This window comes from Streptomyces sp. NPDC088707, from assembly GCF_044752725.1.
Taxonomy (GTDB): Bacteria; Actinomycetota; Actinomycetes; order Streptomycetales; family Streptomycetaceae; genus Streptomyces.
The window spans coordinates 1-25740 of the sequence record NZ_JBIVLV010000017.1; the positions used below are offsets into that span (position 1 = coordinate 1).

The 25740-nt window shown below is 72.3% G+C and carries 11 protein-coding genes; 4 read left to right on the top strand and 7 right to left on the bottom strand.

What is annotated here, in order from left to right; genetic code table 11:
- From ACIP84_RS35705 to ACIP84_RS35715, 3 genes are all read left to right on the top strand, one after another.
- Nucleotides 1–12141, top strand: a 12141-nt coding sequence (locus tag ACIP84_RS35705) for an amino acid adenylation domain-containing protein (RefSeq protein WP_401803917.1), incomplete at its 5' end; no start/stop codon positions are given.
- Nucleotides 12142–12242: 101 nt separating this feature from the next.
- Nucleotides 12243–13379: a flavin-containing monooxygenase gene (locus tag ACIP84_RS35710; protein WP_401803919.1), complete on the top strand. Its 1137-nt coding sequence runs from the start codon at nucleotides 12243–12245 to the stop codon at nucleotides 13377–13379.
- Nucleotides 13376–13810, top strand: a complete 435-nt coding sequence (locus ACIP84_RS35715; protein ID WP_401803921.1) for a hypothetical protein — start codon at nucleotides 13376–13378, stop codon at nucleotides 13808–13810. Before ACIP84_RS35710 ends, ACIP84_RS35715 begins: the two co-directional genes overlap by 4 nt.
- A gap of 142 nt (nucleotides 13811–13952) precedes the next feature.
- Here the strand turns inward: ACIP84_RS35715 and ACIP84_RS35720 are convergent, their stop codons facing one another.
- From ACIP84_RS35720 to ACIP84_RS35750, 7 genes are all read right to left on the bottom strand, one after another.
- Complete coding sequence (locus tag ACIP84_RS35720) at nucleotides 13953–15635, bottom strand: long-chain-fatty-acid--CoA ligase (RefSeq protein ID WP_401803924.1); 1683 nt, start codon at nucleotides 15633–15635, stop codon at nucleotides 13953–13955.
- Nucleotides 15636–15871: 236 nt separating this feature from the next.
- On the bottom strand, nucleotides 15872–16426 hold the full coding sequence (locus tag ACIP84_RS35725) for a hypothetical protein (protein ID WP_401803925.1): 555 nt from the start codon (nucleotides 16424–16426) through the stop codon (nucleotides 15872–15874).
- 167 nt (nucleotides 16427–16593) lie between these two features.
- Nucleotides 16594–19473 carry an NHLP bacteriocin export ABC transporter permease/ATPase subunit gene (locus tag ACIP84_RS35730; RefSeq protein ID WP_401803928.1) on the bottom strand — a complete coding sequence of 960 codons (2880 nt, stop codon included), beginning with the start codon at nucleotides 19471–19473 and terminating at the stop codon, nucleotides 16594–16596.
- 1 nt (nucleotide 19474) lies between these two features.
- Nucleotides 19475–21592, bottom strand: a complete 2118-nt coding sequence (locus tag ACIP84_RS35735; RefSeq protein ID WP_401804148.1) for an NHLP family bacteriocin export ABC transporter peptidase/permease/ATPase subunit — start codon at nucleotides 21590–21592, stop codon at nucleotides 19475–19477.
- Between the two features lie 279 nt (nucleotides 21593–21871).
- On the bottom strand, nucleotides 21872–22678 hold the full coding sequence (locus tag ACIP84_RS35740) for a hypothetical protein (RefSeq protein WP_401803930.1): 807 nt from the start codon (nucleotides 22676–22678) through the stop codon (nucleotides 21872–21874).
- 129 nt (nucleotides 22679–22807) lie between these two features.
- The gene (locus tag ACIP84_RS35745) at nucleotides 22808–23026 is read right to left on the bottom strand and encodes a hypothetical protein (protein WP_055600716.1); all 219 of its coding nucleotides are present in this window, start codon (nucleotides 23024–23026) and stop codon (nucleotides 22808–22810) included.
- Between the two features lie 434 nt (nucleotides 23027–23460).
- Nucleotides 23461–24954, bottom strand: coding sequence for an MFS transporter (locus tag ACIP84_RS35750; protein ID WP_401803934.1), 1494 nt, complete (start codon nucleotides 24952–24954; stop codon nucleotides 23461–23463).
- Nucleotides 24955–25101: 147 nt separating this feature from the next.
- On the opposite strand from ACIP84_RS35750, the gene ACIP84_RS35755 reads away from it, so the two are divergent.
- Complete coding sequence (locus tag ACIP84_RS35755) at nucleotides 25102–25539, top strand: MarR family winged helix-turn-helix transcriptional regulator (RefSeq protein ID WP_401803937.1); 438 nt, start codon at nucleotides 25102–25104, stop codon at nucleotides 25537–25539.
- The last annotated feature ends 201 nt before the right edge of the window (nucleotides 25540–25740 follow it).

The window sequence follows — 25740 nt, forward strand, 5'->3', positions numbered from 1 at the left end:
CTCCTCGCCACCTACGGCAGCGAACGCGACGGCGACCGACCCCTCATGCTCGGGTCCCTCAAGTCCAACCTCGGACACGCCCAGGCCGCCGCCGGCGTCGGCGGCGTCATCAAGATGGTCATGGCCCTCCAGCACGGCGAACTGCCCGCCACCCTCAACGTGAGCAAGCCCAGCGAACTCGTCGACTGGGACTCCGGCGGCGTCCAGGTCCTCACCGAGCCGCGCCCATGGCCCGCCACCGAGGACCGCGCCCGGCGCGCCGGTGTCTCCTCCTTCGGCATCAGCGGCACCAACGCCCACGTCATCCTCGCCGAAGCCCCGACAACCGGGCCGGCGGCCGAGGACGCGACCGGGCCCGGGCGTCCCGGGGACGGGCTGCCGTGGATGGTGTCGGCGCGGTCCGCCGACGCGCTCGCCGAAGCCGCGGGCCGACTGGCCGCGTACGTACGCGCACGGCCCGAGCTCCACCCGGCCGACGTCGCGTTCTCCCTGGCCGCCCACCGGTCCGCCTTCGAGTCCCGGGCCGTTGTCTCCGGCGCCGAGGGCAGGGACGGGCTCCTCGCAGGTCTCGACGCGCTCGCCGCCCGCGAGGTCGACGGCGAGAACGGCGTGTCCTCCTCCCGTGCCGTGTTCGTGTTTCCCGGGCAGGGGTCGCAGTGGGCCGGAATGGCCGTCGAGCTCCTCGACGCCTCCCCCGTCTTCGCCCAGACCATCACCGACTGCGAGACAGCCCTCGCGCCCTACGTCGACTGGTCCCTCACCGCCGTCCTACGCGGCGAGGACAACGCCCCCGGCCTCGACCGCGTCGACGTCGTCCAACCCGCCTCCTGGGCCATGATGCTCGCCCTCGCCGCCCTCTGGCGCGCCCACGGCATCAACCCCACCGCCGTCATCGGCCACTCACAAGGCGAGATCGCCGCCGCCGTCGTCGCAGGCGGCCTCACCATCGAGGACGGCGCCCGCATCGTCGCCCTCCGCTCGCAAGCCCTCCGCGCCCTCTCCGGAGGCGGCGGCATGGCCTGGCTCAGCATCCCCGAAACCCAGGCCGAAGACATCCTCACCACCTGGAACGGACAACTCTCCGTCGCCGCCGTCAACGGCCCCTCCTCCACCGTCGTCGCCGGCCGACCCGAAGCACTCCACGAACTCCTCACCCACTGCGAAACCAACGACATCTGGGCCCGCCGCATACCCGTCGACTACGCCTCCCACTCCGCACACGTCGACGACATCCAGCACACCCTCGCCAGCGAACTCAAAGACGTCGCCCCTCGAACGGGCAAGGTCGCCTTCCACTCCACCGTCACCGGCGGCATCCTCGACACCAGCCAGCTCGACAGCGCCTACTGGTTCCGCAACCTCCGCAGCAAAGTCCGCCTTGCCGAAGTAGTGGAACAACTCGCCGCACCCGACACCGTCTTCATCGAAGTCAGCGCCCACCCCGTCCTCACCACCGGCATCACCGAAACCCTCGCCGACACCGGCGCCGCCATCGGCACCCTCCACCGCAACAACGGCAGCCTCGAACGCTTCATCCACTCCGCCGCCGAAGCCTGGACCCACGGCGCCACCATCGACTGGACGACACTCCTCCAGCCCTACCAGCCCCACACCACGGAACTCCCCACCTACCCCTTCCAACGCCAGCACTACTGGCTGGAGCCTGGGCCGGCCGCGACGGACGCCCGGGGACTCGGCCTGAACCCGGCAGGACACCCGCTGCTGGGCGCCGTGGTCGAGCTCGTCGAGGAGGACCGGCTGGTGTACACGGGGCGGCTCGGCCTCGACACCCAGCCGTGGCTCGCCGATCACGCCGTGCACGGCACGGTCCTGCTGCCCGGCACCGCGTTCCTCGAACTGTCGATGGCCGTGGGCGCCCGCATGGGCTGGCGGAGGCTCTCCGAACTCACCCTCCAGGCACCCCTGGTGCTGCCGCCCGACGAGGCCGTGCAGCTCCGGGTGACCGTCGAGCCGCCGAACGCGAACGGGCAGCGGGAGCTGGCCGTGCACTCGCGGTCGCAGGACGCCGAGGCGGGTGTTCCGTGGACGCGGCACGCCGCGGCGCTGCTCGACATCGACGATGCGACGGTGGACTTCGACCTCGCCGAGTGGCCGCCGCCGGGCGCCCACGAGATCGACGTCGAGACCCGCTACGACACGCTCTCCGAAGCGGGCTACGACTACGGTCCCGCCTTCCAGGGCCTGCGCGCCGCCTGGCGCGGCGGCCGTGACGTCTTCGCCGAGGTGAGCCTGCCCGCAGAGCTCGACGCCACCTCCTTCGGTGTCCACCCGGCCGTGCTGGACGCCGCTCTGCACGCGGTGGGTCTGCTGCGTGAGGACGGCGGTACCGTCCTGCCGTTCTCCTGGTCCGGCGTCACCCGTTACACCGAGGGCGCGGACGCCCTGCGGGTGTGGCTCAGCGCCAGGGGCGAGGACGGGGTGAGCCTGCGCGTCTCCGACGGCGCGGGCAAGCCCGTACTGTCCGCGGAGTCCGTCACCATGCGGCCGTTCAGCGCCGACCTGGCGGCGGCGCGGGGCACCGACGCGCTGTTCCGTCTGGAGTGGCAGCCGGTCCAGGCCGCCGCGACCGACGTCGACGTGTGTCCGGTCGCCGATCTGGCCGAGGTGCCGGACCCGGTGCCGCAGCTCGTCGCCGTACGATGTCCGGGCTCGACGCAGGGCTCCGACAGCACAGGGGGCGGCCTCGCCGATCAAGCGCACCGCGCGGCGGGTTGGGCACTGGCCCTGGTCCAGGACTGGCTGGCCGACCCCCGGTTCGCCGGCTCACGGCTCCTTGTCCTGACCGACGGCGCCACCGGCCCCGACGTCACGAACCCCGCCCAGGCTACCGTGTGGGGCCTGGTCAGGACCGCTCAGTCCGAACACCCCGACCGCTTCTCGCTGCTGGACACGGATGCGGACGCGACGCACGACGTCCACACCGTTCCCGGGGCCGTACTCACCGAGCCGCAGCTCGCCCTGCGGGCGGACACGCTCCTCGCCCCCCGGCTCGTCCGGCACACCGCCGTCGCCGACCCGGCCGGGGCCGCCCCGCTCGACCCGGACGGCTCCGTGCTCATCACCGGCGGAACCGGCGTCCTCGGCGCCTCGGTCGCACGACACCTGGTCACCGAGCACGGCGCCCGCCGTCTGCTCCTCGTGAGCCGCCGCGGGCCCGACGCCCCGGGCGCCGAGGAACTCGCTTCCGAACTAGCCGGGTTGGGAGCGGAGGTCACCCTCGCCGCCTGCGACACCGCCGACCGCGACGCGCTCGCACAGCTCCTGACGGGCGTACGGCTCACCGCCGTCGTCCACACCGCGGGCCTCCTCGACGACGGCGTCATCGAGTCGCTGACCCCGGACCGGCTCGCCGCGGTGCTGCGGCCCAAGGTGGACGCCGCCGCACACCTCGACGAACTCACCGCCGACCAGGACCTCGCGGCGTTCGTCCTCTTCTCCTCCGTCGCGGGCGTGCTCGGCAACCCCGGCCAGGCCAACTACGCCGCCGGCAACGTCTTCCTCGACGCACTCGCCACCCGGCGCCGGGCCTCCGGCCTCCCCGCGACCTCGCTCGCCTGGGGCCTTTGGGCCGAACAGACCGGTCTCACAGGGCACTTGGACGACAGCACCCTGTCGACGCGCGGCATCGCCCCGCTCTCCAACGAGCAGGGCCTCGAACTCCTCGACAGGGCGCTCGGCGACGGCACGGCGATGCTCGTGCCGGCCAGGCTCGACCCGGCCGCGCTGCGCTCCGACGCGTTCAACGGGACCCTGTCCCCGGTGCTGCGCTCACTGGTACGGGTCCCGCAGCGGCGCGCCGGCGACTCCGGGCTGCGCCGCAGGCTCGGCCGGCTGTCCGACGAGGAGGGCCGCCGACTGCTGGTCGACCTCGTCAACGCCCAGCTCGCCGCGGTCATCGGCCGCGACTCGGCGGACGGGATCGACCCGGACCAGCCGTTCAAGAGCTTCGGCGTCGACTCGCTGCTCGCCGTACAGCTGCGGAACCGCCTCAACTCCGCGACCGGGCTGCGTCTTCCGGCGACCCTCGTCTTCGACCACCCGACGCCCGCGGCCGTCGTCGACTTCACGCTCGCGCTCGCACGGGAGCGGGCCGAGAGTGCCGCCCCGCAGCCCGTCGCCGCCGTCGCACCGCGTACGGACGACGATCCGATCGTGATCGTCGGCATGGGCTGCCGCTTCCCGGGCGGGGTGCACTCCCCCGAGGCACTGTGGCAGGTCGTCGCCGAGCAGCGTGACGTGATCTCGGACTTCCCCACCGACCGGGGCTGGGACCTCGACGGGCTCTACCACCCGGACCCGGACCACTCCGGTACGTCGTACGTGCGACGCGGCGGGTTCCTCCACGAGGCCGGCGAGTTCGACCCCGCGTTCTTCGGGATCTCACCGCGTGAGGCGCTGGCGATGGACCCGCAGCAGCGGCTGCTCCTCGAAGTGTCGTGGGAGGCCCTGGAGCGGGCGGGAATCGCACCCGGAACGCTGCACGGCAGCGACACCGGTGTGTTCGCCGGCGTGATGTACCACGACTACGGCGGTGGCGGCCGGCTCCCGGAAGAGGCCGAGGGCCACTTCCTGACCGGCACGGCCGGCAGCGTCGCCACCGGCCGGGTGGCCTACACGCTCGGTCTGCAGGGTCAGGCGCTGACGGTGGACACGGCGTGCTCGTCGTCCCTGGTGGCCCTGCACCTGGCCGTACGGGCCCTGCGGTCCGGCGAATGCTCGCTCGCCCTCGCCGGCGGCGCGGCGGTGATGTCCACCCCCAACACGTTCATCGAGTTCTCGCGCCAGCGCGGGCTAGCGGCGGACGGCCGGATCAAGTCGTTCTCGGCGGACGCGGACGGTACGGCGTGGGCCGAGGGCGTGGGTGTCCTCGTCGTGGAGCGACTGTCGGATGCTCGTCGGCTGGGCCACGAGGTCCTTGCCGTCGTCGCCGGTACGGCCGTCAACCAGGACGGCGCGTCCAACGGACTCACCGCACCCAGTGGCCCCGCCCAGGAGCGCGTCATCCGCGCCGCCGTGGCCGACGCAGGGGTCTCCTTCTCCGGAGTCGACGCGGTCGAAGCCCACGGCACCGGCACCGTCCTCGGCGACCCCATCGAGGCACAGGCGCTCCTCGCCACCTACGGCAGCGAACGCGACGGCGGGCAGCCCCTGATGCTGGGCTCGCTGAAGTCCAACCTCGGACACGCCCAGGCCGCCGCCGGTGTCGGCGGCGTCATCAAGATGGTCATGGCGCTCCAGCACGGCGAGGTGCCCGCCTCGCTCAACGTCGGCAAGCCCACCGAACTCGTCGACTGGGAGTCCGGCGGCGTCGAGGTCCTCACCGAGGCCCGTCCGTGGCCCGCGACGGGAGGCAAGGTCCGGCGGGCCGGGGTGTCGTCCTTCGGCATCAGCGGCACCAACGCCCACGTCATCCTGGCCGAGGCTCCGGCGACGGAGCTGGTCGCCGAGGACGCGACCGAGACCGGGCGTCCCGGGGACGGGCTGCCGTGGATGGTGTCGGCGCGGTCCGCCGACGCGCTCGCCGAAGCCGCGGGCCGGCTCGCGGAGTACGTACGCGCACGGCCCGAGCTCCACCCGGCCGATGTGGCGTTCTCCCTGGCCGCGAACCGGTCCGCCTTCGAGTCCCGTGCCATGGTGCCCGGCGCCGAGGGGCGCGACGGACTCCTCGCGGGCCTTGATGCACTCGCCTCCCGCGAGGTGGACGCGGTCACCGCGGCCGTCTCCGGTGCGAAGCCCGGGCGCGCCTCCGGTGCTCCTGTCGTGTTCGTGTTCCCGGGGCAGGGGTCGCAGTGGGCCGGGATGGCCGTCGAGCTCCTCGACGCCTCCCCCGTCTTCGCCCAGACCATCACCGACTGCGAGACAGCCCTCGCACCCTACGTCGACTGGTCCCTCACCGCCGTCCTACGCGGCGAGGACAACGCCCCCGGCCTCGACCGCGTCGACGTCGTCCAACCCGCCTCCTGGGCCATGATGCTCGCCCTCGCCGCCCTCTGGCGCGCCCACGGCATCAACCCCACCGCCGTCATCGGCCACTCACAAGGCGAGATCGCCGCCGCCGTCGTCGCAGGCGGCCTCACCATCGAAGACGGCGCCCGCATCGTCGCCCTGCGCTCGCAAGCCCTCCGCGCCCTCTCCGGAGGCGGCGGCATGGCCTGGCTCAGCATCCCCGAAACCCAGGCCGAAGACATCCTCACCACCTGGAACGGACAACTCTCCGTCGCCGCCGTCAACGGCCCCTCCTCCACCGTCGTCGCCGGCCGACCCGAAGCACTCCACGAACTCCTCACCCGCTGCGAAACCAACGGCATCTGGGCCCGCCGCATACCCGTCGACTACGCCTCCCACTCCGCACACGTCGACGACATACAGCACACCCTTGCCGACCAGCTGGGGGACGTCAGGCCACAGTCCGGACACACCGCCTTCCACTCCACGGTCACGGGCGGGCTCCTCGACACCAGCGCGCTCGACGGCGCTTACTGGTTCCGCAACCTCCGCAGCAAAGTCCGCCTCGCCGAAGTAGTGGAACAACTCGCCGCACCCGACGTCGTCTTCATCGAAGTCAGCGCCCACCCCGTCCTCACCACCGGCATCACCGAAACCCTCGCCGACACCGGCGCCGCCATCGGCACCCTCCACCGCAACAACGGCAGCCTCGAACGCTTCATCCACTCCGCCGCCGAAGCCTGGACCCACGGCGCCACCATCGACTGGACGACACTCCTCCAGCCCTACCAACCCCACACCACGGAACTCCCCACCTACCCCTTCCAACGCCAGCACTACTGGCTCGCACCGGAAGCCCTCTCGGTTGCGCCCGCTGCGCCCCTTCCGGTGGTGCCCGCCGTCGAGTCGGCAAGCCTGCTGGGTGCACGACTGCCGTCGTCACCGCTCGCGCAGGCACAGTTCTCCCCGCCGCTCGACCCGTCGGCTCACCCCTGCCTCGGCGACTTCGTGGTCGGTGGGCGACCGGTGGTCAGCGCCGGTGTGTTCGTGGAGTCGCTGATCGAGGCGGTCACCGAACTCACCGGACCGGGACCGGTGTCCGTCCAGGACCTGGAGCTGCCCGTCGATCTGGCGCTCGCTCCGGCCGGTCCCCTCCCTGTGGCTCAACTCGTGCTGAACGGCGACCGTTTCAGCTACTACGCGCAGGATGCGACCGGTGGCTGGCAGCTGCACGCGCAGGCTCAGGCCCGATCGGGTGCGGCCGCCGCACCGACGGTGGCGCTCGCGGCGGGCGGGTCGGGCCGTGAGCTGACCGGCGACGAGCTGTACCGGCTGCTGTGGCAGCGCGCCCTGTACCTGGGCTCCGCCGCCCGCTGGGTGGAGCGGATCAGGCTCGGCCGCGACGAGGCCACCGCCGAGATCCGGTCCGCGCTGCCCGGCGAGTCCGAGGCGTACGTGATCCATCCCGGGCTCGTCGACGCGATGTTCCAGACCGCGCTGGCCTGCTTCCCCGCGGACGGACCGGCTCTCGTGCCCGCCGGTGTCGAACGCTTCGTCCACTACGACCGGGGCGGCCCCCGGGACGGCCTGCGATGTCACGCCGAACTGTTCGAAGGCGGTGCCCGGGCACGTATCCGGCTCGTCTCGGCGAACGGCCGGCTGGTAGCCGAGGCCGACGGCGTACGGTTCGTCCCCGCCCTGACCCGGTCGGTGGCGGTGGCGGTGGCGGAGCCCGGGGCGCTCCAGGGCGTGGAGGCCCCGGCTGTCGTCACCACGACGGCCCCGGCTGTCGTCACCACGAGGGCCCCGGCCGAAGCGGCCGAGGCGTCACCCGCCGTGGAGCCCGATGCGGCACCCGCCGTGGAGCCCGATGCGGCGCGGGCCTTCGTGATCCGGACCGTGGCACGGGCCCTCGGGACGACGGCGGCCCGGCTCGACGCCCGGCAGCCGCTGCAGGCACTCGGTCTGGACTCGCTGATCGCGATGAAGATCCGGACGTCGCTGAACAAGGAGTTCGACGTCCTGCTGCCGATGGCGGCGTTCCTCGAAGGCCGCGGCACCGAGGACATCGCCGACGACATCCTGGCCGCTCTCGGCTCCGGCACGGAGAGTCACGAGGGTGCGGAGGCGGAGGTACCGCGGCCCGACGGTGAGCCCGTCCTGGCCGAGGACGACTCCGAGCAGTACGAGCCGTTCGGTCTGACCGACCTCCAGCAGGCGTACCTGGTGGGCCGCGGCGACGCCTTCGAACTCGGCAACACCTCCACGTACTTCCAGATCGAGATCGACCTGGAGAACGTGGACCTGGACCGGCTCGGCGCGTCCTTCCGGGCGATGATCGAGCGCCACGACATGCTGCGGGCGGTCTTCACCGCCGAGGGCGAGCAGCGCATCCAGCGTGACGTCCCGGCGTATGTGATCCGGGAGACCGACGCCTCCGCCCTGGACCCGGCCGAGCGCGAGGCCGAACTGGTCGCCGTGCACGAGGAGATGCGGCACCAGGTCTTCGACACCACACGCTGGCCGCTGTTCGACGTGCGGGTGACCCGGGTCGACGAGCGGGTGATCCGGCTGCACGCCGGCTTCGACGCCCTGATCATCGACGGTTTCAGCACGTCGATCCTCTTCAAGGAGTGGGCGGCGCACTACCGCGGCGAGACGCTGCCCGAACTGCGGCTGCGCTACCGGGACTACGTCAGGGAGGCCCGCGCCCTGGAGGCCGGACCCGAGTACGACCGGGCGCTCGCCTACTGGCGTGACCGGCTCGACACCCTGCCGCCCGCGCCGCAACTGCCGCTGGCGGTCAGCCCGTCGAGCCTGGACCGGCCGGTGTTCAACCACCATGGCGCGACGCTGGCCAAGGAGGACTGGGACCGGTTCAAGCAGCACGCGGCGGCGGCCGGGGTCAGTCCGTCGGCGGCCCTGTGCACCGCGTACGCGCAGGTCATCGCGGAGTGGAGTGCCACTCCCGACTTCTCCCTGAACCTGCTCTACTTCAACCGGCTGCCGCTGCACCCGCAGGTCGGCGACGTCATCGGTCAGTTCTCCACGACCCTGTTGCTGGAGATCCGCGACGTGGCGACCGACTCGTTCGCCACTCGCGCCTCCGCGGTCCAGAGCCGGCTGTGGAGCGACATGGAGCACAGCCAGGTCAGCGGTGTGCAGGTGCTCCGGGAGCTGAACCGGGCGCGCGGCGCCTCGGTACGGGCCGCCGCGCCGGTCGTCTTCACCAGCCTGGTGAACATGGCCGGTCAGCAGGACGGCGAGCACGGCGGCGTCGTGCGGTACCTCGCCGGGATCGGTGAGAACGGCCGCCAGGTGAGCAGCTCGGTCCGCACCCCGCAGGTGTGGCTGGACCACCAGGCGGTCGAGGAGGCCGGTGAGCTCCTCCTGAACTGGGACGTGATCGAGGAGCTGTTCCCGGCGGGCTGCGTCGACGCGATGTTCGCCGCCTACCAGCGGACGCTGCGGGATCTGTCCCGTGACGCGGCGGCCTGGCAGCGGCCCAGGCCCGCCCTCGCACCCGTCGCCGACCTGGACGTACGGGCCGAGGCCAACGCCACCGACGGGCCGGTGCCCGACGGGCTGCTGCACGACGCCGTGCTCGCCCGGGCGGCGGAGACGCCCGACGCGCCCGCGGTCATCACGGGGTCGCTGACCCTGACGTACGCGGATCTCGAACGCAGGTCCCACCAGGTGGGTCACCGGCTGCGCACGCTGGGGGCCGGCCCCGGCGACCTGGTCGGCATCGTCATGGACAAGGGCTGGGAGCAGGTCGTCGCGGCCCTCGGCATCCTGCGGGCGGGTGCGGCGTACGTGCCGATCGACGCCCGGGTGCCCGCCGAGCGGCTGCGTGTGCTGCTCGACAGCGCCGGGATCAGCCGGGTGGTCACCCAGCCGTGGGTGGACGGGGCAGCCGACTGGCCGCAGGACGTGGCCAGGACCGTGGTGCGGGCCGACGAAGGGGCCGGCGGGCAGGGCGACGGCGCGGGCCGGAAGCCGGGCGACGAGCTCGAACCCCTCGGGCCGTCTGGTGCCACGCCCACCGACCTCGCCTATGTGATCTTCACGTCGGGCTCCACCGGGCTGCCCAAGGGCGTGATGATCGAGCACGGCGCGGCCCTGAACACCATCGTCGACGTCAACGAGCGGTATCGCGTCACCGCGGCGGACCGGGCCCTCGGCCTGTCCGCGATGCACTTCGACCTGTCGGTCTACGACGTCTTCGGACTGCTTTCGGCGGGCGGCGCCCTGGTGCTGCCCGAGCCGTCGGCGCACCGCGAGCCCGCCCGCTGGGCGGAGCTCGTCACCGAGCACGGGGTGACGATCTGGAACAGCGTGCCCGCGCTGATGGAGATGTTCACCGAGCACGCCCTCGCGAACCGGCTCACCGGGCTGCCGCTGCGGCTGGTCATGATGAGCGGGGACTGGATCCCGGTGACCCTGCCGGGCCGGATCCGGCTGCTCCTCGAGGACGCCGAGCTGTGGAGCATGGGCGGCGCCACCGAGGCGTCGATCTGGTCGATCCTCCACCCCATCGGGGAGGTCAACGAGGACTGCGTGAGCATCCCCTACGGCAAGGCGATGCGTAACCAGCGCTTCCACGTGCTCGACGGCGCGATGCGACCGTGCCCCGTGTGGGTGCCCGGCGACCTCTACATCGCCGGGGTCGGTCTGGCCCGCGGGTACCTGAACGACGAGGCCAAGACCAGCGCCGCCTTCCTGCGTCACCCGGTCACCGGTGAGCGGCTCTACCGCACCGGCGACCTGGGACGCTTCCTGCCGGACGGCACCATCGAGTTCCTCGGCCGCCAGGACTCGCAGGTCAAGATCCAGGGCTACCGCATCGAACTGGGCGAGGTGGAGGCCGCTCTCACCCAGTGCGAGGGCGTACGGGCCGCCGCGGTCGTCGCGGCGGGCGAGCAGCACGGGCCCAAGCGGCTGATCGCGTACGTCGTCCTCGACGACGGGCGCGACGACACCGAGCAGCGGATCACCGAGTCGCTGCGGAAGGTGGTGCCGCAGCACCTGGTGCCGCAGCGCATCCTCGTCCTGGACGAGCTGCCGCTCAGCGACAACGGCAAGGTCAACCGGGCGGCGCTGCCCGCTCCCGACGAGGTGGCCGTGGAAGGCGCCGGTTTCGTCGCCCCCCGTGACGAGGTGGAACGCCGACTCGCGGAGATCTGGGCGGAGTTCTTCGGTGTCACCGAGATCGGGGTGACCGCGAGCTTCTTCGACCTCGGCGGGGACTCGCTGCTCGCGGTGCGGCTGATGGCCAGGATCGCCCGCGGTCTGGGTCGCAGCCTGCCGCTGTCCAGCCTCTTCGCCCGGCCGACGATCGAGCTGCTGGCCCAGGCGGTACGGGAGGCCGGCAGCGTCGAGGACGGCCGCCGGGCGCTCGTGCCGGTCCGCACCACGGGCTGGCGGACTCCGCTGGTGTTCGTCCACCCGGTCGGCGGTGACGTGCTCTGCTACGCGGAACTCGCCGAACTCCTCGGCCACGACCAGCCGTTCTACGCGCTGCAGTTGCCGGACACGGAACTGCCGAGCGTCGAGGACATGGCCGCGCACTACGTCTCGGCGCTCCGCGAGGCGCTGCCCGAGGGCCCGTACCGGGTCGGCGGCTGGTCGATGGGCGGTGTGATCGCCCTGGAGATGGCGGCCCAGCTCACCGCGGCGGGGGCCGAGGTCGAGCTGCTGGCCGTGGTCGACCTGATGGAGCGGCCCGGTCCGGCCGAGGGCGCGCCGGTCTCCGACGAGGTGCTGCTGTCCTGGTTCGCCCGGGATCTGGCGGGCCTCGCCGGGGTGGAGTGGGACCTGCCGGCCGAGGCGTTCGACGGCCGTCCGCCGGTGGAGGTGCTGCACGCCGAGGCGCGTGCGGCGGGGGTGTTGTCCGAGGACATCGACCTCGACACGCTGAGTTCCATCGTCGGCCGCTTCCAGAGCAACTACCGTGCCCTGCTGCGGTACGCGCCCAGCGCCTTCGCCGGCCGCGTGCTGTCGCTGCGGGCGGCGGACGGCGGCGCGTCCGTCGACACGGCGTCCCGTTGGATGGAGTACTTCCCCGGCGACGCCGCCCTCGTCGACGTACCCGGCGACCACTACACGGTGATGCGCGGCGAGCGGCTGAGGGTCCTGGCGGACGAGCTGCGCCGGGCTCTCGACGCCAACTGAACCGACCCGGCCGGGCCGCCCCTCCGGCGGCCCGGCCGATCCATCCCGGACCGGCCCCTCGGGTTCCCGGGGTCCAGGTCCAAGAAGTGAGGACGATCGGTATGGGAATTGATCAGGCCGACCCGGTACGGCGGCAGGCCGGTGAGCGGACGAGCACGCTGCCGGCCACCGTGCCGGTCGCCGTCGTCGGAGCGGGCCAGTCCGGGCTCGCCGTCGGGTACCACCTCCGGCAGGCCGGCGTGGAGTGCGTGCTGCTCGACGCGGGCGGCGAGGTCGGCGAGACGTGGGAGCGGCGCTGGGACTCGCTGACGCTGTTCACGTCCGCGCAGTTCTCCGGGCTGCCGGGCCTGCCCTTTCCCGGCGACGGCAGGCACTACCCCGGCAAGGACGAGGTGGTGGCGTATCTGCGGGAGTACGCCGAGCGGTTCGACCTGCCGGTGCTGCCGGACCACCGGGTGCTGTCGGTACGCAGGGACGGCGACGGCTACCTGCTGAGGACGACGCACGGCGAGTGCCGGGCCGGGCAGGTCGTGATCGCGACGGGGGCGTTCGGCATACCCCGCCTTCCGGAGTTCGCCGCCGCTCTGAGTCCGGACGTGCCCACCCTGCACACCACCGAGTACCGGAGTCCCGCGCAGGTGGCGCCGGGGACCGTGGTGGTCGTCGGCGACGGCAACTCCGGCCGGCAGATCGCCGCCGAGCTGGCCGCGACCCACGACGTGGTGCTGAGCTGCAGCGAGGCCGTGTCACCGCCCCTGCCGCAGACGGTCGTCGGCCGGGACATGTTCTGGTGGATGAGCGTCCTCGGGGTGATGCGCCTGCCCGTGAGCATGCAGGCGCCCGACCCGGTCGTCGGCGACCGGGTGCCCGAGCTCGTCGCGGCGGGCGTGATCCGGACCGTGGGCCGGATCACGGCGGCCGAAGGCGCCGAGCTGCTGGCCGCGGACGGCGAGCGCGTCAAGCCGTCCACGGTGATCTGGGCGACGGGCTTCCGCACCGACTGGAACTGGCTCGACCCGGAGATGCTCGACGCCGACGGGCAGCCGCGGCACACCGAGGGCACGGGAGCCGTGCCCGGCAGCTACTACCTGGGGCTGTACCGGATGCGTACCCGCGGCTCGGCGCTGATCGGCTTCGTCGGCCGCGACGCCGAGCACGTCGCGACGGCGCTCGTCGCCACCGCCCGGGGCGAGGCCACCACGACCACTCCGCCCACGACAGGAGGCAAGGCGTCATGACCAGTGCCACGTCCACCGAACTCGACGTGCTGGGAGCGCTGTTGGCGTTCGACTTCATCGGGTTCGCCCAGAAGTCGGCCGCTCTCGACCCCACCGGACCGCGGTACGGCCAGGCGGTCGGTGTCGCCTTCGGCATCGCCGCCCGTCGGCGCTTCCCCCGGGGCGCGACGCCGCGGGAGATCAGCGAGTACGTCGCGGAGGTCCTCGGATCGCTGGACGCGGGCGCGGAGGACTTCGACCCCGCGTTCCTCGAAGGCCTGGTCGCGGCCGGACTCGACGAGGGCTCGGTGCCCGGCGGTGAGCACCCGGACCCCGAGACGACGATCCAGGCCCGGCTCGTGCTGACGCTCCGGCTGGTACGGGAGCTGGGTCTCGACGCCGACCGGCAGCGGGAGCTGCTGGCGGAGACGGCGGACCGGCTGGCGGCCTGAGGCCGTGAGCGGCGCCCCGGGCGTCCTGGTGCTCCAGGACGCCCGGGGCGCCGCTCCACCGCTCACGCCGGGGGCCGCCGCTCCACCGCTCACGCCCGGGGCGCCGCCCAGTCGTTAACTCCCCGGGGCGGCGCCCCGTCGTTCACTCCCCGGGTGCCCCGGATCCCGTGGGCGTCTGTGCGTCGGAGTCACTCGGACCCGGGAGCCAGACGTCCAGCGCCCCTTCCGCGTACAGGGTCCGCACGGCCCGCTTGTCGTACTTGCCGACGCTGGTCTTCGGCACCGCGTCCACGAACGACCACCGCTCCGGCACCCACCAGCGTGCCACCCGCCCGGCAAGGAACTCCCGCAGCTCGTCCCCGCCCACCTCGGCGCCCGCCACCAACGACACGCAGGCCAGCGGGCGTTCCTCCCAGCGCGGGTCGGGCACACCGACCACGATGGCCTCCAGGACCGCGGGGTGCTCGATGATCGCGTTCTCCAGCTCGATGGTGGAGATCCACTCTCCGCCGCTCTTGATGCCGTCCTTGAGGCGGTCGCTGACCACCACCCAGCCGCCCGGCTCGATCACGCCCAGGTCGCCGGTCCGCAGCCAGCCGTCGTGGAACTTCTCCGGGGAGTCGGGGGTGTTGTAGTACGAGCCGGTGACCCAGGGCCCACGCAGCTCCAGTTCGCCCACCGAGGCTCCGTCCCAGGGCTGTTCGGTGCCGTCCTCGGCGATCAGCCGTACGTCGACGTAGGGCATCACCCGGCCGCTCTTGGCCAGCCAGCCGACCTCCTCCTCGTCGGGCGTGCCGTACGGGGGAACCGCGAAGGTGGCGAGGGGGCTTGTCTCGGTGAGTCCCCAGCCCTGTGTGAGACGGACCCCGTAGCGGTCCTTGAGCTGCTGCAGCAGGGCGCGCGGCGGGGTCGCGCCGCCGCAGCCCGCGAGCCGTACGCTGCTCAGGTCCAGCGGGTGCTGTTCGCCGTGGTGGACCAGGCTGTTCCAGATCGTGCAGATCGCGGCCACCGCGGTGGGCCGCTCCTCGTTGATGATGCGGACCAGGTCCGGGGTGTGCAGCTGCCGGCCGTTCATGATCAGGTCGGAGCCCGCCAGCCAGGCGGAGTACGGCCAGCCCCAGGCGTTGGCGTGGAACATCGGCACGATCGGCAGGACGCGGTCGCCGTCGTGCATCGCGAAGCCGGATCCGCCCGAGACGCCGAGGGTGTGCAGGGAGATCGAGCGGTGGCTGTAGGCCACACCCTTGGGGTCCCCGGTGGTGCCGGTGGTGTAGCAGAGCGCGGCGGCCTCCCGCTCGTCCAGGTCGGGCCAGGCGTAGCCGGGGCGCTCGGCCGCGAGGAGCTCGTCCCAGCGGTGCACGGCGATGTGTCCGGGGAGCTCGACCTCCGGCGCGCCGCCGACGACGACCACGTGGCGTACGCTGCCGAGCCGGTCCCGCAGGGGGGTGAGCATGCCCTGGAGGGTCGAGTTGACCAGGAGGACGGAGTCCTCGGCGTGCTCGACGACGTAGCCCAACTGGTCGGGGTGGAGGCGGAGGTTGAGCGTGTGCAGTACGGCGCCCATGCTCGGTACGGCGAGATAGGCGACCAGGTGTTCGGGGGTGTTCCAGGCGAGCGTGGCGACGCGCTCACCGATCCGCACCCCCAACCGTGCAAGTGCGGCGGCCAGTTGCTCGGCCTGGGCGGCGATGTCGGCGAAGGTCTGTAAGGACCGTTCGTTCTGCGCGTCGGCACATCGGATCACCCGGCTGTCCGCGTAGACGCGTTGCCCGTGTGCGAGGAGGTCGCGGACGAGCAGCTCGCGGTCCTGCATCGTGCTCTTCATGGTGCGGCTCCTTGGAGGTCGCGCCGTCAGAAGGCCGGAGCCGGCCCCTGGGGCGGAGCCGGCTCCGACGCTGGGTGACGGCTCTGAAGGTGGTGGCGGATCTGAAAGTGGGCGACCCCGAGGGCGGTGGCGGACCTGAGGGCGGTGGCCCCGAGGACGCGGCGGGCGACGCCGAGAGCGGGTGACGGCAGCGCGCCGTCACCCACGCCCGCCCGGCGCGGGGCCGGTGCGTCGGGTCAGCCCAGATACTGGATGTCCCCCACCAGCGTGGCGCTGACGTGGTCGTGGTCGAGGAGGTTGACCCGGGCGTTCATCTTTCCGCTGCCGGCCACCATCGCGTAGTTGCCGGTACCGCCGGTGATCTTGAACGTGCCGGTCGGGTAGACCAGGGTGGCCGTCGACACCGGCGCGGTGAGCGCGTAGCTGAAGTTGAGCTTGTCGCCGTCGGCCTCGGTGAGCGTCAGCGTCCCCTTGATGTCGTACTTGCCGGGTATGGTCGCGAGACACACCACCTCGGTCTGGGACCAGGTGGCGCTGCCGACCGGCTTGCCGGTGGCGGTCCCCGTCCCCACCACGTTGTAGCCGTTACAGCCCACGGTGTCCGGATGCGTGGTCGCGACCACGCTGAAGTTCGAGGCGATGTCGACCGTGGGCAGCCAGGCGTCGGCGACGATGCCCGCGCGGTCCGTCTCGGTGGCGAACGTGACGCCGGCCGTTCCGCCGGTGACGAGTAACGCCGCGGCCGCCACCGCTGCGGCGCGCGCGAGCCATCGGTTCGTGAGTCTTGTCATCTTCTCCCCCGGAATGTAACAGTAGTTGCCCAACTGCGCCTATATGAAGGCCTGTTGGGGACAGCTTCCCTGATCGAAAGCCCTTCCGTCGAGGCATTCCGGCTTTTCCGTCCGGGAGGCTCGGATTCCGAAATGTGCCCTCTCCAGGTATCCGCGCGGGGCGCCCGTCAGCCGAGCTGGCGGCGTACGAGCGCGTGGAACGGACCGCTCGTGTCGGCGAGGAGTTCGGCCGGCGGTCCCTGCTGGGCGACCCGGCCGTCCGCCATGACGATCACCCGGTCGGCGTCCATGATCGTGGACAGCCGGTGGGCGATCACGACGCGCGTGGCGCGCAGCGTGCGGGTGGACTCGATGACGACGCGCTGGGCCTCGTTGTCCAGGGCACTGGTGGCCTCGTCCAGGAAGAGGACGCGCGGCTTGCGGATCAGGGCCTGGGCGATCATCAGCCGCTGGCGCTGACCGCCGGAGACCGTGCCGCCGCCGTCGGACAGCATGGTGTGCATGCCCATGGGCATGGCCTTGATGTCCTCGGCCAGACCGGCCAGGGCGGCCGCCTCCCAGGCCTCTTCCGGGGCGTACGGCTCCGCGCCGCGGATGCAGTCGAGGATCGAGCCGGAGAACGGCTGCGCGTTCTGCAGGACGACACCGCACTGCCGGCGCACCGCCGCCCGGTCGAGCGCCGCCAGGTCCTGGCCGTCGTACAGCACACTCCCCGCGGTCGGCTTGTCGAAGCCGATGAGCAGGCGGAGCAGGGTCGACTTGCCGCAGCCGCTGGCCCCGACGATCGCCACGAACTCCCCGGGCCGCATCCGGACCGACACGTCGTCCAGGACGAGCGGACCGTCCTCGGTGTACCGGTAGGACAGGTTCTTCGCCTCGACCGCACCGCTCAGCACCCCGGGCCGGGTGCTGGAGCCGCGCACCTCGGGGGTCTCCCGGAAGACCGGGCCGATCTGCTCGAACATCGGCTGCACGGCGGCGGCCGAGATGAGCGCGCCGGTGAGCTGGGTGACCGAGGACAGCAGGATCGTCACGGCCGTGCTGAAGGTCAGGAACTCGGCGGCGGACATACTGCCCCTGGCCGGTCCCGCGAGCAGCATGAACATCACCAGCATGCACAGCGGCGGGCAGACCGCGTTGAGGACGGTGATGACGTTCTTGATCCGGCCGATCCGCTGCTGGAGCTCCCGGGTGCGGGCGAACTCCCGCGCCCAGGCGGCGTAGGCGAAGCTCTCGGCGGCCGCCACGCGCAGCTTGGGCAGCCCGCGCAGGGTCTGGAACGCCTGGTTGTTGAGCCTGTTGCCGAGCGTGAGCAGCCGCCGCTGGTACCGCAGTTGCCACAGCCCGAGCCCCAGGAAGAGGGCCGCGATGACGCACAGCAGGGCGAGCGCGACCAGGGCCAGCGGAACGCTGTAGAAGAGCAGCAGGACGAGGTTCATCGTGCCGACGGTGCTCGCCTGCAGACAGACCGACCCGATGCCGGAGAGCACGCTGCGGATGGCGCTGACGCCCATGGCCGCGCTCGCCAGCTCGCCGGTGGAGCTGCCGGCGAAGAACGTCACCGGCAGCCTCAGCAGCCGGTCCCAGACGGCCGGTTGCAGGGTGGCCTCGATGCGGCCCTCCACCCGCAGGATCGCGATGTTCTGCAGCAGCATGAAGGCGGCCGAGACGACACCGGCCGCGACGAGCGCGAGCGCCGTCTGCACGATGAGGCTGTCCTCGGCGCGCGGTACGTACTCGCCGAGGATCCTGCCGGTGGCGATGGGGACGAGCGCGCCGAGGCCGACCGTGACCAGGCCGCCCACGAGGAGGCTGCGCAGGTCGCCGCCGGTCCCCCGCAGACTGAAGCGGAGCAGCCGCAGCAGGCCCGGCCTCCCGTCGGGCAGCGGGCGGTAGAACATGACGGCGGCGGGTTCGAAGGCGCCCTCGTCGGCGGCGTCCACGCGCTCCCGGGTGCCGGTGGCGGGGTCGACGGCCTCGTACCCGCCGCGCCGCCACAGCAGGGCGACCGGTGCGCCGTCCTCCTCACGCCGTCCCACCAGGGGTCCGCTGTTCTCGCGCCACCAACGGCCGTGGAGGCTGACGGTCCGGGTGCGGATCCGTGAGGCGACCGCGATGCGTTCGACGGGGTCGATCCGTCCGGCGTCGGCGCCGGTCCCGACCGGCTCCGACAGGGTGATGCCGGCCTCGCGGGCGACCAGCCGGCACACGGCGAAGGCCGCGTCGTCGCCCCCGCCGCGACCGGACGCCCAGCGCGACCGGCCACCGGGGCGGCCGATGGAGGCGAGCAGGGCCTGGTCGGCCTGGTTACGGGCGGCCTCGCCGGCCTCGATGCCGGCCGCCGTACGGTCCTCGTGGGCGCGCTCGGCCTGTTCGATCCAGTGGTCCAGGGCGTACAGGAGCCGGTACTGCTGGTCGACCATGCCCTGCCACATCGCCCCGTCGACGAGGAGCGCGGCCGCGGTGTCGTACCCGTCGTACCCCTCGTACACGGCGCCGTACCGGACGCTGCCCGGGGTGATCTGCATCCACAGGACGTCGTCGTCGGCCGCGCCCGGCCCGGCGGTGGCGCGGCTCTCGAGCGGCGCCTGGTAGAGGACGCGCAGACCGCGCCCGATACCGAGCGCGAAGGCGTTCTCCAGGGGGCTCAACGGCACCTCCGCGACGCCGTACTCCCCCTGGCCGTAATCCCCCGGTCCGTACACCCCCTGCCCGTACTCCCCCGGTCCGTACGGCTGCAGCTCGCGCAGTTCGATGCGGCGCAGCAGGCAGCCCTGCAGGGGGCGGCCGATCAGGGTGTGGCCGGGGCCCTCCGCCGGGCCGAGCAGCAGCGTGCCCGGAGCGAGGCGGCCCAGGAAGTGCCAGTGGCCCTCCTGTGCCGCGTCGATCGCGAACAGGTCGAGCTCGCCCTCGACGACGAGCCACAGCACGAGCGGCCCCTCCAGGGACAGGCTGCGCAGGCCCGTGCAGTCGAGGGGCGTGCCGAGCCCGCCCAGGGCGGCCACGACCGGGTCCACGGCGACGGGTGCGGGGTGGGGGGAGGTCACCTCAGTGCTCCTTGACCAGTTCGGCGTACGCGCCCCGCGCCGCGAGGAGCTGCTCGTGCCGCCCGCGCTCGACGACCGTGCCCCGCTCCAGGACGACGATCTCGTCGCTGTCGCGGACGGTGCTCAGCCGGTGGGCGATGACCACGCAGGCGCAGCCCCGGCGCCGCAGGTTGTCGATGACGAGACGCTCGGTCGCCGCGTCCAGGGCGCTGGTCACCTCGTCGAGGACCATGACGCTGGGACGGCGCACCAACGCCCGTGCGATCTCCAGGCGTTGGCGCTGCCCACCGGAGAAGTTGCGGCCGTCCTGCTCCACCCTGCTGTGGATGCCGCCGGGGCGGCGCGCGATCACCTCGTACACGGCGGCGTCCTCGAGGGCGGCCACGACGGCCTCGTCGGGGATGGAGGGGTCCCAGAGGGCGACGTTGTCGCGGACGGTCCCCTCGAAGAGGAAGACGTCCTGGTCGACGAAGGAGACGGAGGCGGCGAGCGCGCCGCGCGGGATGTCCTCCAGCCGCATGCCGTCGATGCGGATGGTGCCCTCCCAGGGGGCGTAGAGCCCGGAGATCAGCCGCGAGACGGTGGACTTCCCGCTGCCGGAGCCGCCGACGAGCGCGACCTGCCGCCCGGGGCCGACCGCGAGCGAGAAGTCCTTCAGGAGCGGGGCGTCCAGCGGGCTGTAGCCGAAGGTGATGCCGTCGAGCACCACATGGCCCTTGAGGCGGCGGGTGGCGGCGGGCGGCTCGCGCCGTGAGTAGACCGGGTCGACGGGGAAGTTCTCGACGTCCTTGAGCCGGGCGACGTCGGCCGCGAAGTCCTGGATGCGGCCGGCCACTCCGTTGAGGCGGGTGATCGGTGTCGTGAAGCTGGTGATGAGGGCCTGGAAGGCGACGAGCAGGCCGACCGAGAGGTGCCCCTCCACCGCGCGCAGACCGCCGATCAGCAGGATCAGCGCGCTGTTGAGCGCGGCGAGCGTCGGGGCGACGATCGCCAGCCACATGCTGGGCACACCGAGCCGCTGCTGCACGTCGAGGGTGACGGCGTGCTGGCCCGCCCAGCGGCGGAAGAAGCCGTTCTCGCCGCCGGTGGCCTTCATCGTCTCGATGAGCTGCAGACCGCTGTACGAGGTGTTGGTCAGCCGGGCGCTCTCGGCGCGGAGTTTCTGGGTGTCGGTGGCCCTCACGTGGATCACGATCCGCATGGCCACGACGTTGAGCAGGGCGATGCCGATGCCGACGACCGTCAGCTGCGGGTCGTACGTCCAGAGCAGCACCGCGTAGAGGACCACCACCACGGCGTCGACGCCGGCGGCGGCGAGGTCCCGTGCCAGTGTCTCGGCGACCGCGTCGTTGGACTGCAGGCGCTGGACCAGGTCGGCCGGGTTGCGCTGGGAGAAGAAGGCGACGGGAAGGCGGAGCAGATGCCGCAGGAAGCGGGCGCTGCCGAGCGTGGAGGAGATGATGCGGCCGCGCAGCAGGTTCGACTGCTGGAGGAGGGTGAGGACCGCCGTGAGCAGCAGGGCCGCCGCCATCGACGCGAAGAGCACGCCGAGCAGCGAGGTCTGCTCGCCGATCAGGAACATGTCGATGTACGTGCGGCTCAGCGCGGGTATCGCCGCGCCGACCACGACGAGGAGGAGGCTGGCGAGCACGGCGGCGAGCAGGGTGCCCGAGGTGCCGCGCAGGCGGGCGGGCATCGCGCTCAGGACACCGGGCTTCCGGCCGGTGCGGCGGAAGCCCTCGCCGGGCTCGAAGGTGAGCACGACGCCGGTGAAGCTGGTGTCGAACTCGTCCATGGGCACGAAGCGCCGGCCCTTGGCCGGGTCGTTGATGTGGACGCCTCGGCGGCCGAGGCGGCGGCCGATGCCCTCGTAGACGACGTAGTGGTTGAACTCCCAGAAGAGGATGGCCGGCGGCCCCACTCCGGCGAGCGCGGCCAGGTCCATCTGCATGCCCTTGGCCTTGAGGCCGTAACTGCGGGCCGCCTTGAGGAGGTTGCTGGCGCGGGATCCGTCGCGGGAGACGCCGCAGGCGATGCGGAGCTCCTCCAGGGCGACGAACCGGCCGTAGTGGCCGAGCACCATGGCGAGCGCGGCGGCGCCGCACTCCACCGCCTCCATCTGCAGCACGGTGGGGGTGCGGACGGAGCGGGGCGTACGGCCCTTCGGGACGGGTCTGCGACGCCGGGGGCTTCGGCCGGCCGGCTCCGGGCGGCGACGGCGTCCGGCGCTCTGCGGAGCGGGGCGGTGCCGCCGGTGCCCGGCGGGCGGCAGCTGCGGGGTCTGGGTCGTGTCGGACGACGCGGTCACGGGAGCAGCCAATCGAACTGGGGGGTCGTGTCGGACGACGCGGTCACAGGAGCAGCCAATCGAACTGGGGGGCCGTGTCGGGCGACGCGGTCACGGGAGCAGCCAGTCGACGGGGCGCTGTGCGGCGAGGTGGACGGTTCCGGTGACGGGCGTCGTGGAGTCGACGGGGTACGGGGGTCCGTCGGTCGAGGACCACCGGTAGCCGGACGGGGTCGCGGCCGAGCGCTCCAGCTGGACGAGGACCGCGACGGGGTTGCCGTGCCGGGCGAACTGCGCGGCGAGCCTGCTGTCGCCGAGGAAGCCGCTGATCTGCGCCGGTGTCTGGGGGGCGCGGCCGACCGCCTTGACCCGGCCGCGGAGCACGCCGAACCGCTGCTGGGGCGCGGACTGGACGCCGAGGTCGACCTGGGCGCCGACGGGGATCGCCGCGCCGCTGCCGCCGGGCACGTAGAGCATGGCCACCAGCGGGTCGTCCGGGTTCTTCACGCGTTCCACGGTCGCCACGTCGGCGCCGGTGGTGACGACGAGACCGGTCTTGGCGAGGAGGGTCGTGACCCGTCCTCCGTCGACCGCGCGGACGTCCCGGTCGCCCTGCGGCGTCCGGACGGTGAGCAGGCGCGCGTCCGGGGACACCAGCTGGCCCTCCCTGGCGTGGACGGCGGTGACCTGTCCGGCGAACGGGCTCTGCAGGAGGTAACTGCCCTCGGCCCGGGTGAGGATTCCGGGTGCGTTCAGCTTGGAGGACACGGATCCGGTGAATGCCCAGAAGGTCGCGGCGGCCATCACGGCGACGGTGACCGCGAGCACGAGCCGGCCCTGCGGGCGCGCGAACCTCACCGGCAGGTCGAGTTCTTCGGGCGATTGCAGCTTGGAAAGCGCCTTCTGACGGAACTGCACGGACTCTTCCTTCGACTGCATTCTTCACGGGCCGCCGAATTGACCGGCTGAAGCCCTCATCGCATGGGCGGGAAGGGCAGCCGTGAACCCCGGAACGGGAATGCGTTCCGGGGTTCACGGATGTGCCGCTCAGAGACCGGCGACACCGACGTTGACACCGGCGAGGCCCGTGACGACGCCCGGCAGGGCCTGCACGCCCTGGACGGTCTGGAGCGAGGTCACGGTGCCGAGGACGGTGCTGACGTCGCCGACCACGGCGCCGGCGAGACCACCGGAGATGGCGAGGCCGCCGGAGACGGCGTCCAGCTCGGCGTCGGCGATCTCACGGGTCTCGATGTCGTTACGCATGTGTGCGCACCCTTCAATTCGTGTGAATGTTTTTACCCCGGCCGGAATCAAGCACCGTTCCGACGGCGGCCGCGATGTGCAGATGTAAGCACGCGAACGGGTGGCCCGGCCAACCGGGTTGACGCGCTGCGGCACACGAATTCATCACCGAATCGAAGGGCGTTTCGATCTATTTGACAGATCGCCAGGAGATCACCACAGGTTCTCCGCAGGATCGAGTAACGAAATCGGCGCTCCGTCGCCCCGGAGGAACACAAGGGGGCATATCCCCCTCGAATGACGGGAGTACGGCCGTCACGCCGAGGAGCGGCACAAGGGGAGGGGTCCCCTCCTCTTGCACGATGTGAAGATTCGCCGGAGCGACGCTCGGTGAGGAGACCGACACCCCGGGTGCCGATCGGACTCCGAGCGCCGCTCCGGCGAAGCGGACCCGACTAGGGCACCGACGCCTTCTCGGGAGCAGGGGCGGTGGCGGCCGACGGCGTTCCCGCGGTCGGGCGCGCCGCACGCCCCCGCAGACCGAGCCCCGCGATCACCGCGACCAGGGCGAACGCCGTGGCGCCGATCCAGAAGGTGAGGGTGAAGCCGGACTCCGCCGGCAGCGGCGGGACGCCGGCCGGGAGGTGCTCGATGGTCTGCGAGGCGAGGATCGTGGTGACGACCGCGCTGCCGATCGCACTGCCCGTGGAGCGGGAGATGGAGTTGATGCCGTTGGCGATGCCGCTCTGGTGGTGCGGGACGCTCGACATGATGACGGCCGGCATGGCCGCGTAACCGAAGCTGACGGCCGCGCCGACGACGATCCCGGCCCCGATCACCGAGGCCGTCTGGCCGTGCCCGAGGGCGAGCCAGGCGAAGCCGACGGCGCCGAGGCCCGCGGCCAGGGCGAGGGCCGTGCGCGGTCCGCGGTGGCGGACCAGCTGGCCGCCGATCGGGGAGGCGAGCAGCGAGACGATCGCGCCCGGCAGCAGGAACTCCACGGAGGCCCGCAGGATGGACGCGTCGAAGCCGTAGCCGGTGAGGGCCCCGGGCATCTGGACGAGGTAGGAGACGCCCAGGAAGTTCGCGAACATGCCGAAGCCGACGAGGATGCCGGCCAGGTTGGCCATGAGGACCGGGCGGTGGACGAACATCTTCATGTCGACGAGCGGTTCGCGGACCTTCCGCTCCACGAGGACCCAGACGACCGCCATGACCGCGGCGCCGGCGAAGCTGCCGAGCGTCCGGGCCGAGGCCCAGCCCCACTCGTGGCCCTGCGAGATGGGCAGCAGGAGCAGCAGCAGCGTGATGCCGAGGGTCAGCGCGCCGAGGAAGTCGGTCCGGCCGCCGGTCTTGTGGCGGGTCGCGGGGACGAGGAACACGACCGCGAGCAGGGCGATCGCGGCGAAGCCGGTCGCCATCCAGAAGGCGCTGCGGTAGTCGGCGTCGGAGCCGGAGGTGAGCAGGCCGGTGGCGACGAGCGCGAGGCCGCTGCCGAAGGCGAGGGTGCCACTGACCAGGGACATGGCACCGGGCAGCCGCTGCGGCCTGACCTCCTCGCGGAGGACGGAGAGGGCGAGCGGGAAGATCGCGGTGGCGGCGCCCTGGAGGACGCGGCCGAGGATCAGCAGGGGCAGCGAGGTCGCGAGGGCCGCGACGACGGAGCCGACGACCATGACGCCGAGGACGGCGACGAGGGTGGGCTTCTTGCCGTGCTGGTCGCCGAAGCGGCCGAGCAGCGGGGTGAAGACGGCCGCGGAGAGCAGCGTGGCGGTGGTCACCCAGCTCACGTTGGCCGTGGAGGTGCCGAGGTCGGTGCGGATGAGGCCGAGGATCGGGACCGGCAGGGTCTGCATCATCGAGACGACCATGGCGGCGAGACTCAGGGCGAAGACGATGACCGTCTCGCGCCGGGCATCGGCGGCGGGCGGTGCGGGGGCATGACTCATGGCAGGGAGGGCCTTTTCCGGTGACACGGGGAGCTTCAGATCATCGATGTTTGATGTCATCAAGTACTTGCCCGACGGTAGACCGCGGTACTTGAGGTGGTCAAGTAAACAATTGATAATGTCAAGTGTTCTGAGTACGCTCGACCCATGAGCGCGACGACCGAGACCCCCACCAAGCTCCAGCTCATGGAGCTCCTCGCCGCCATCGGCACGGCCCAGTGGCGCGACTTCGCGGCCGCCGCGGCCCACCACGGTCTGACCTCCACCCAGGCGAAGGTCCTCGCCCAGCTCAACGGCCCCCTGCCGATGCGCGCCCTCGCCACCCTGCTCGTGTGCGACGCGTCCAACGTCACCGGCATCATCGACCGCCTGGAGGCCCGCTCCCTGGTCCGCCGCGAGCCCGACCCCTCCGACCGCCGCGTCAAGAACGTCGTGGCGACCGACGAGGGCCGGGACGTCATCCGCCGCGTCCGTGAGGAGATGCAGGCCACCAGCGGCGCCCTCGACACCCTCGACGCGGCCGAGAGCACGACCCTCCACGACCTGCTGGCCCGGCTCCGCCCGGGCATGGAGAAGAACGCCTGACGACGGGGACCGCCCGGACCCTCCGTTCTCAGCAGACCTGCCGGAAGCGATGCTCCGCGTCAGGCCCATGTCCCAGAGCAGGAGCCGCCTGTCACCGGTGACGGACGCCACGGTGCGGCCGTCGGAGGCGCCCGCGACGCCCAGGGTGCGTTCGCCCGAGTCGGGGGCCGCCGCCACGACCCGCCCGGTTCGCGCGGAGTT

What these genes read in the sequence shown, in the direction of transcription:
- ACIP84_RS35710 (WP_401803919.1), top strand. Translation starts at nt 12,243, where the DNA reads ATGGGAATTGATCAGGCCGACCCGGTACGGCGGCAGGCCGGTGAGCGG.
- ACIP84_RS35755 (WP_401803937.1), top strand. Translation starts at nt 25,102, where the DNA reads ATGAGCGCGACGACCGAGACCCCCACCAAGCTCCAGCTCATGGAGCTC.
- ACIP84_RS35750 (WP_401803934.1), bottom strand. Translation starts at nt 24,954, where the DNA reads ATGAGTCATGCCCCCGCACCGCCCGCCGCCGATGCCCGGCGCGAGACG.
- ACIP84_RS35720 (WP_401803924.1), bottom strand. Translation starts at nt 15,635, where the DNA reads ATGAAGAGCACGATGCAGGACCGCGAGCTGCTCGTCCGCGACCTCCTC.
- ACIP84_RS35725 (WP_401803925.1), bottom strand. Translation starts at nt 16,426, where the DNA reads ATGACAAGACTCACGAACCGATGGCTCGCGCGCGCCGCAGCGGTGGCG.
- ACIP84_RS35715 (WP_401803921.1), top strand. Translation starts at nt 13,376, where the DNA reads ATGACCAGTGCCACGTCCACCGAACTCGACGTGCTGGGAGCGCTGTTG.
- ACIP84_RS35745 (WP_055600716.1), bottom strand. Translation starts at nt 23,026, where the DNA reads ATGCGTAACGACATCGAGACCCGTGAGATCGCCGACGCCGAGCTGGAC.
- ACIP84_RS35735 (WP_401804148.1), bottom strand. Translation starts at nt 21,592, where the DNA reads ATGGAGGCGGTGGAGTGCGGCGCCGCCGCGCTCGCCATGGTGCTCGGC.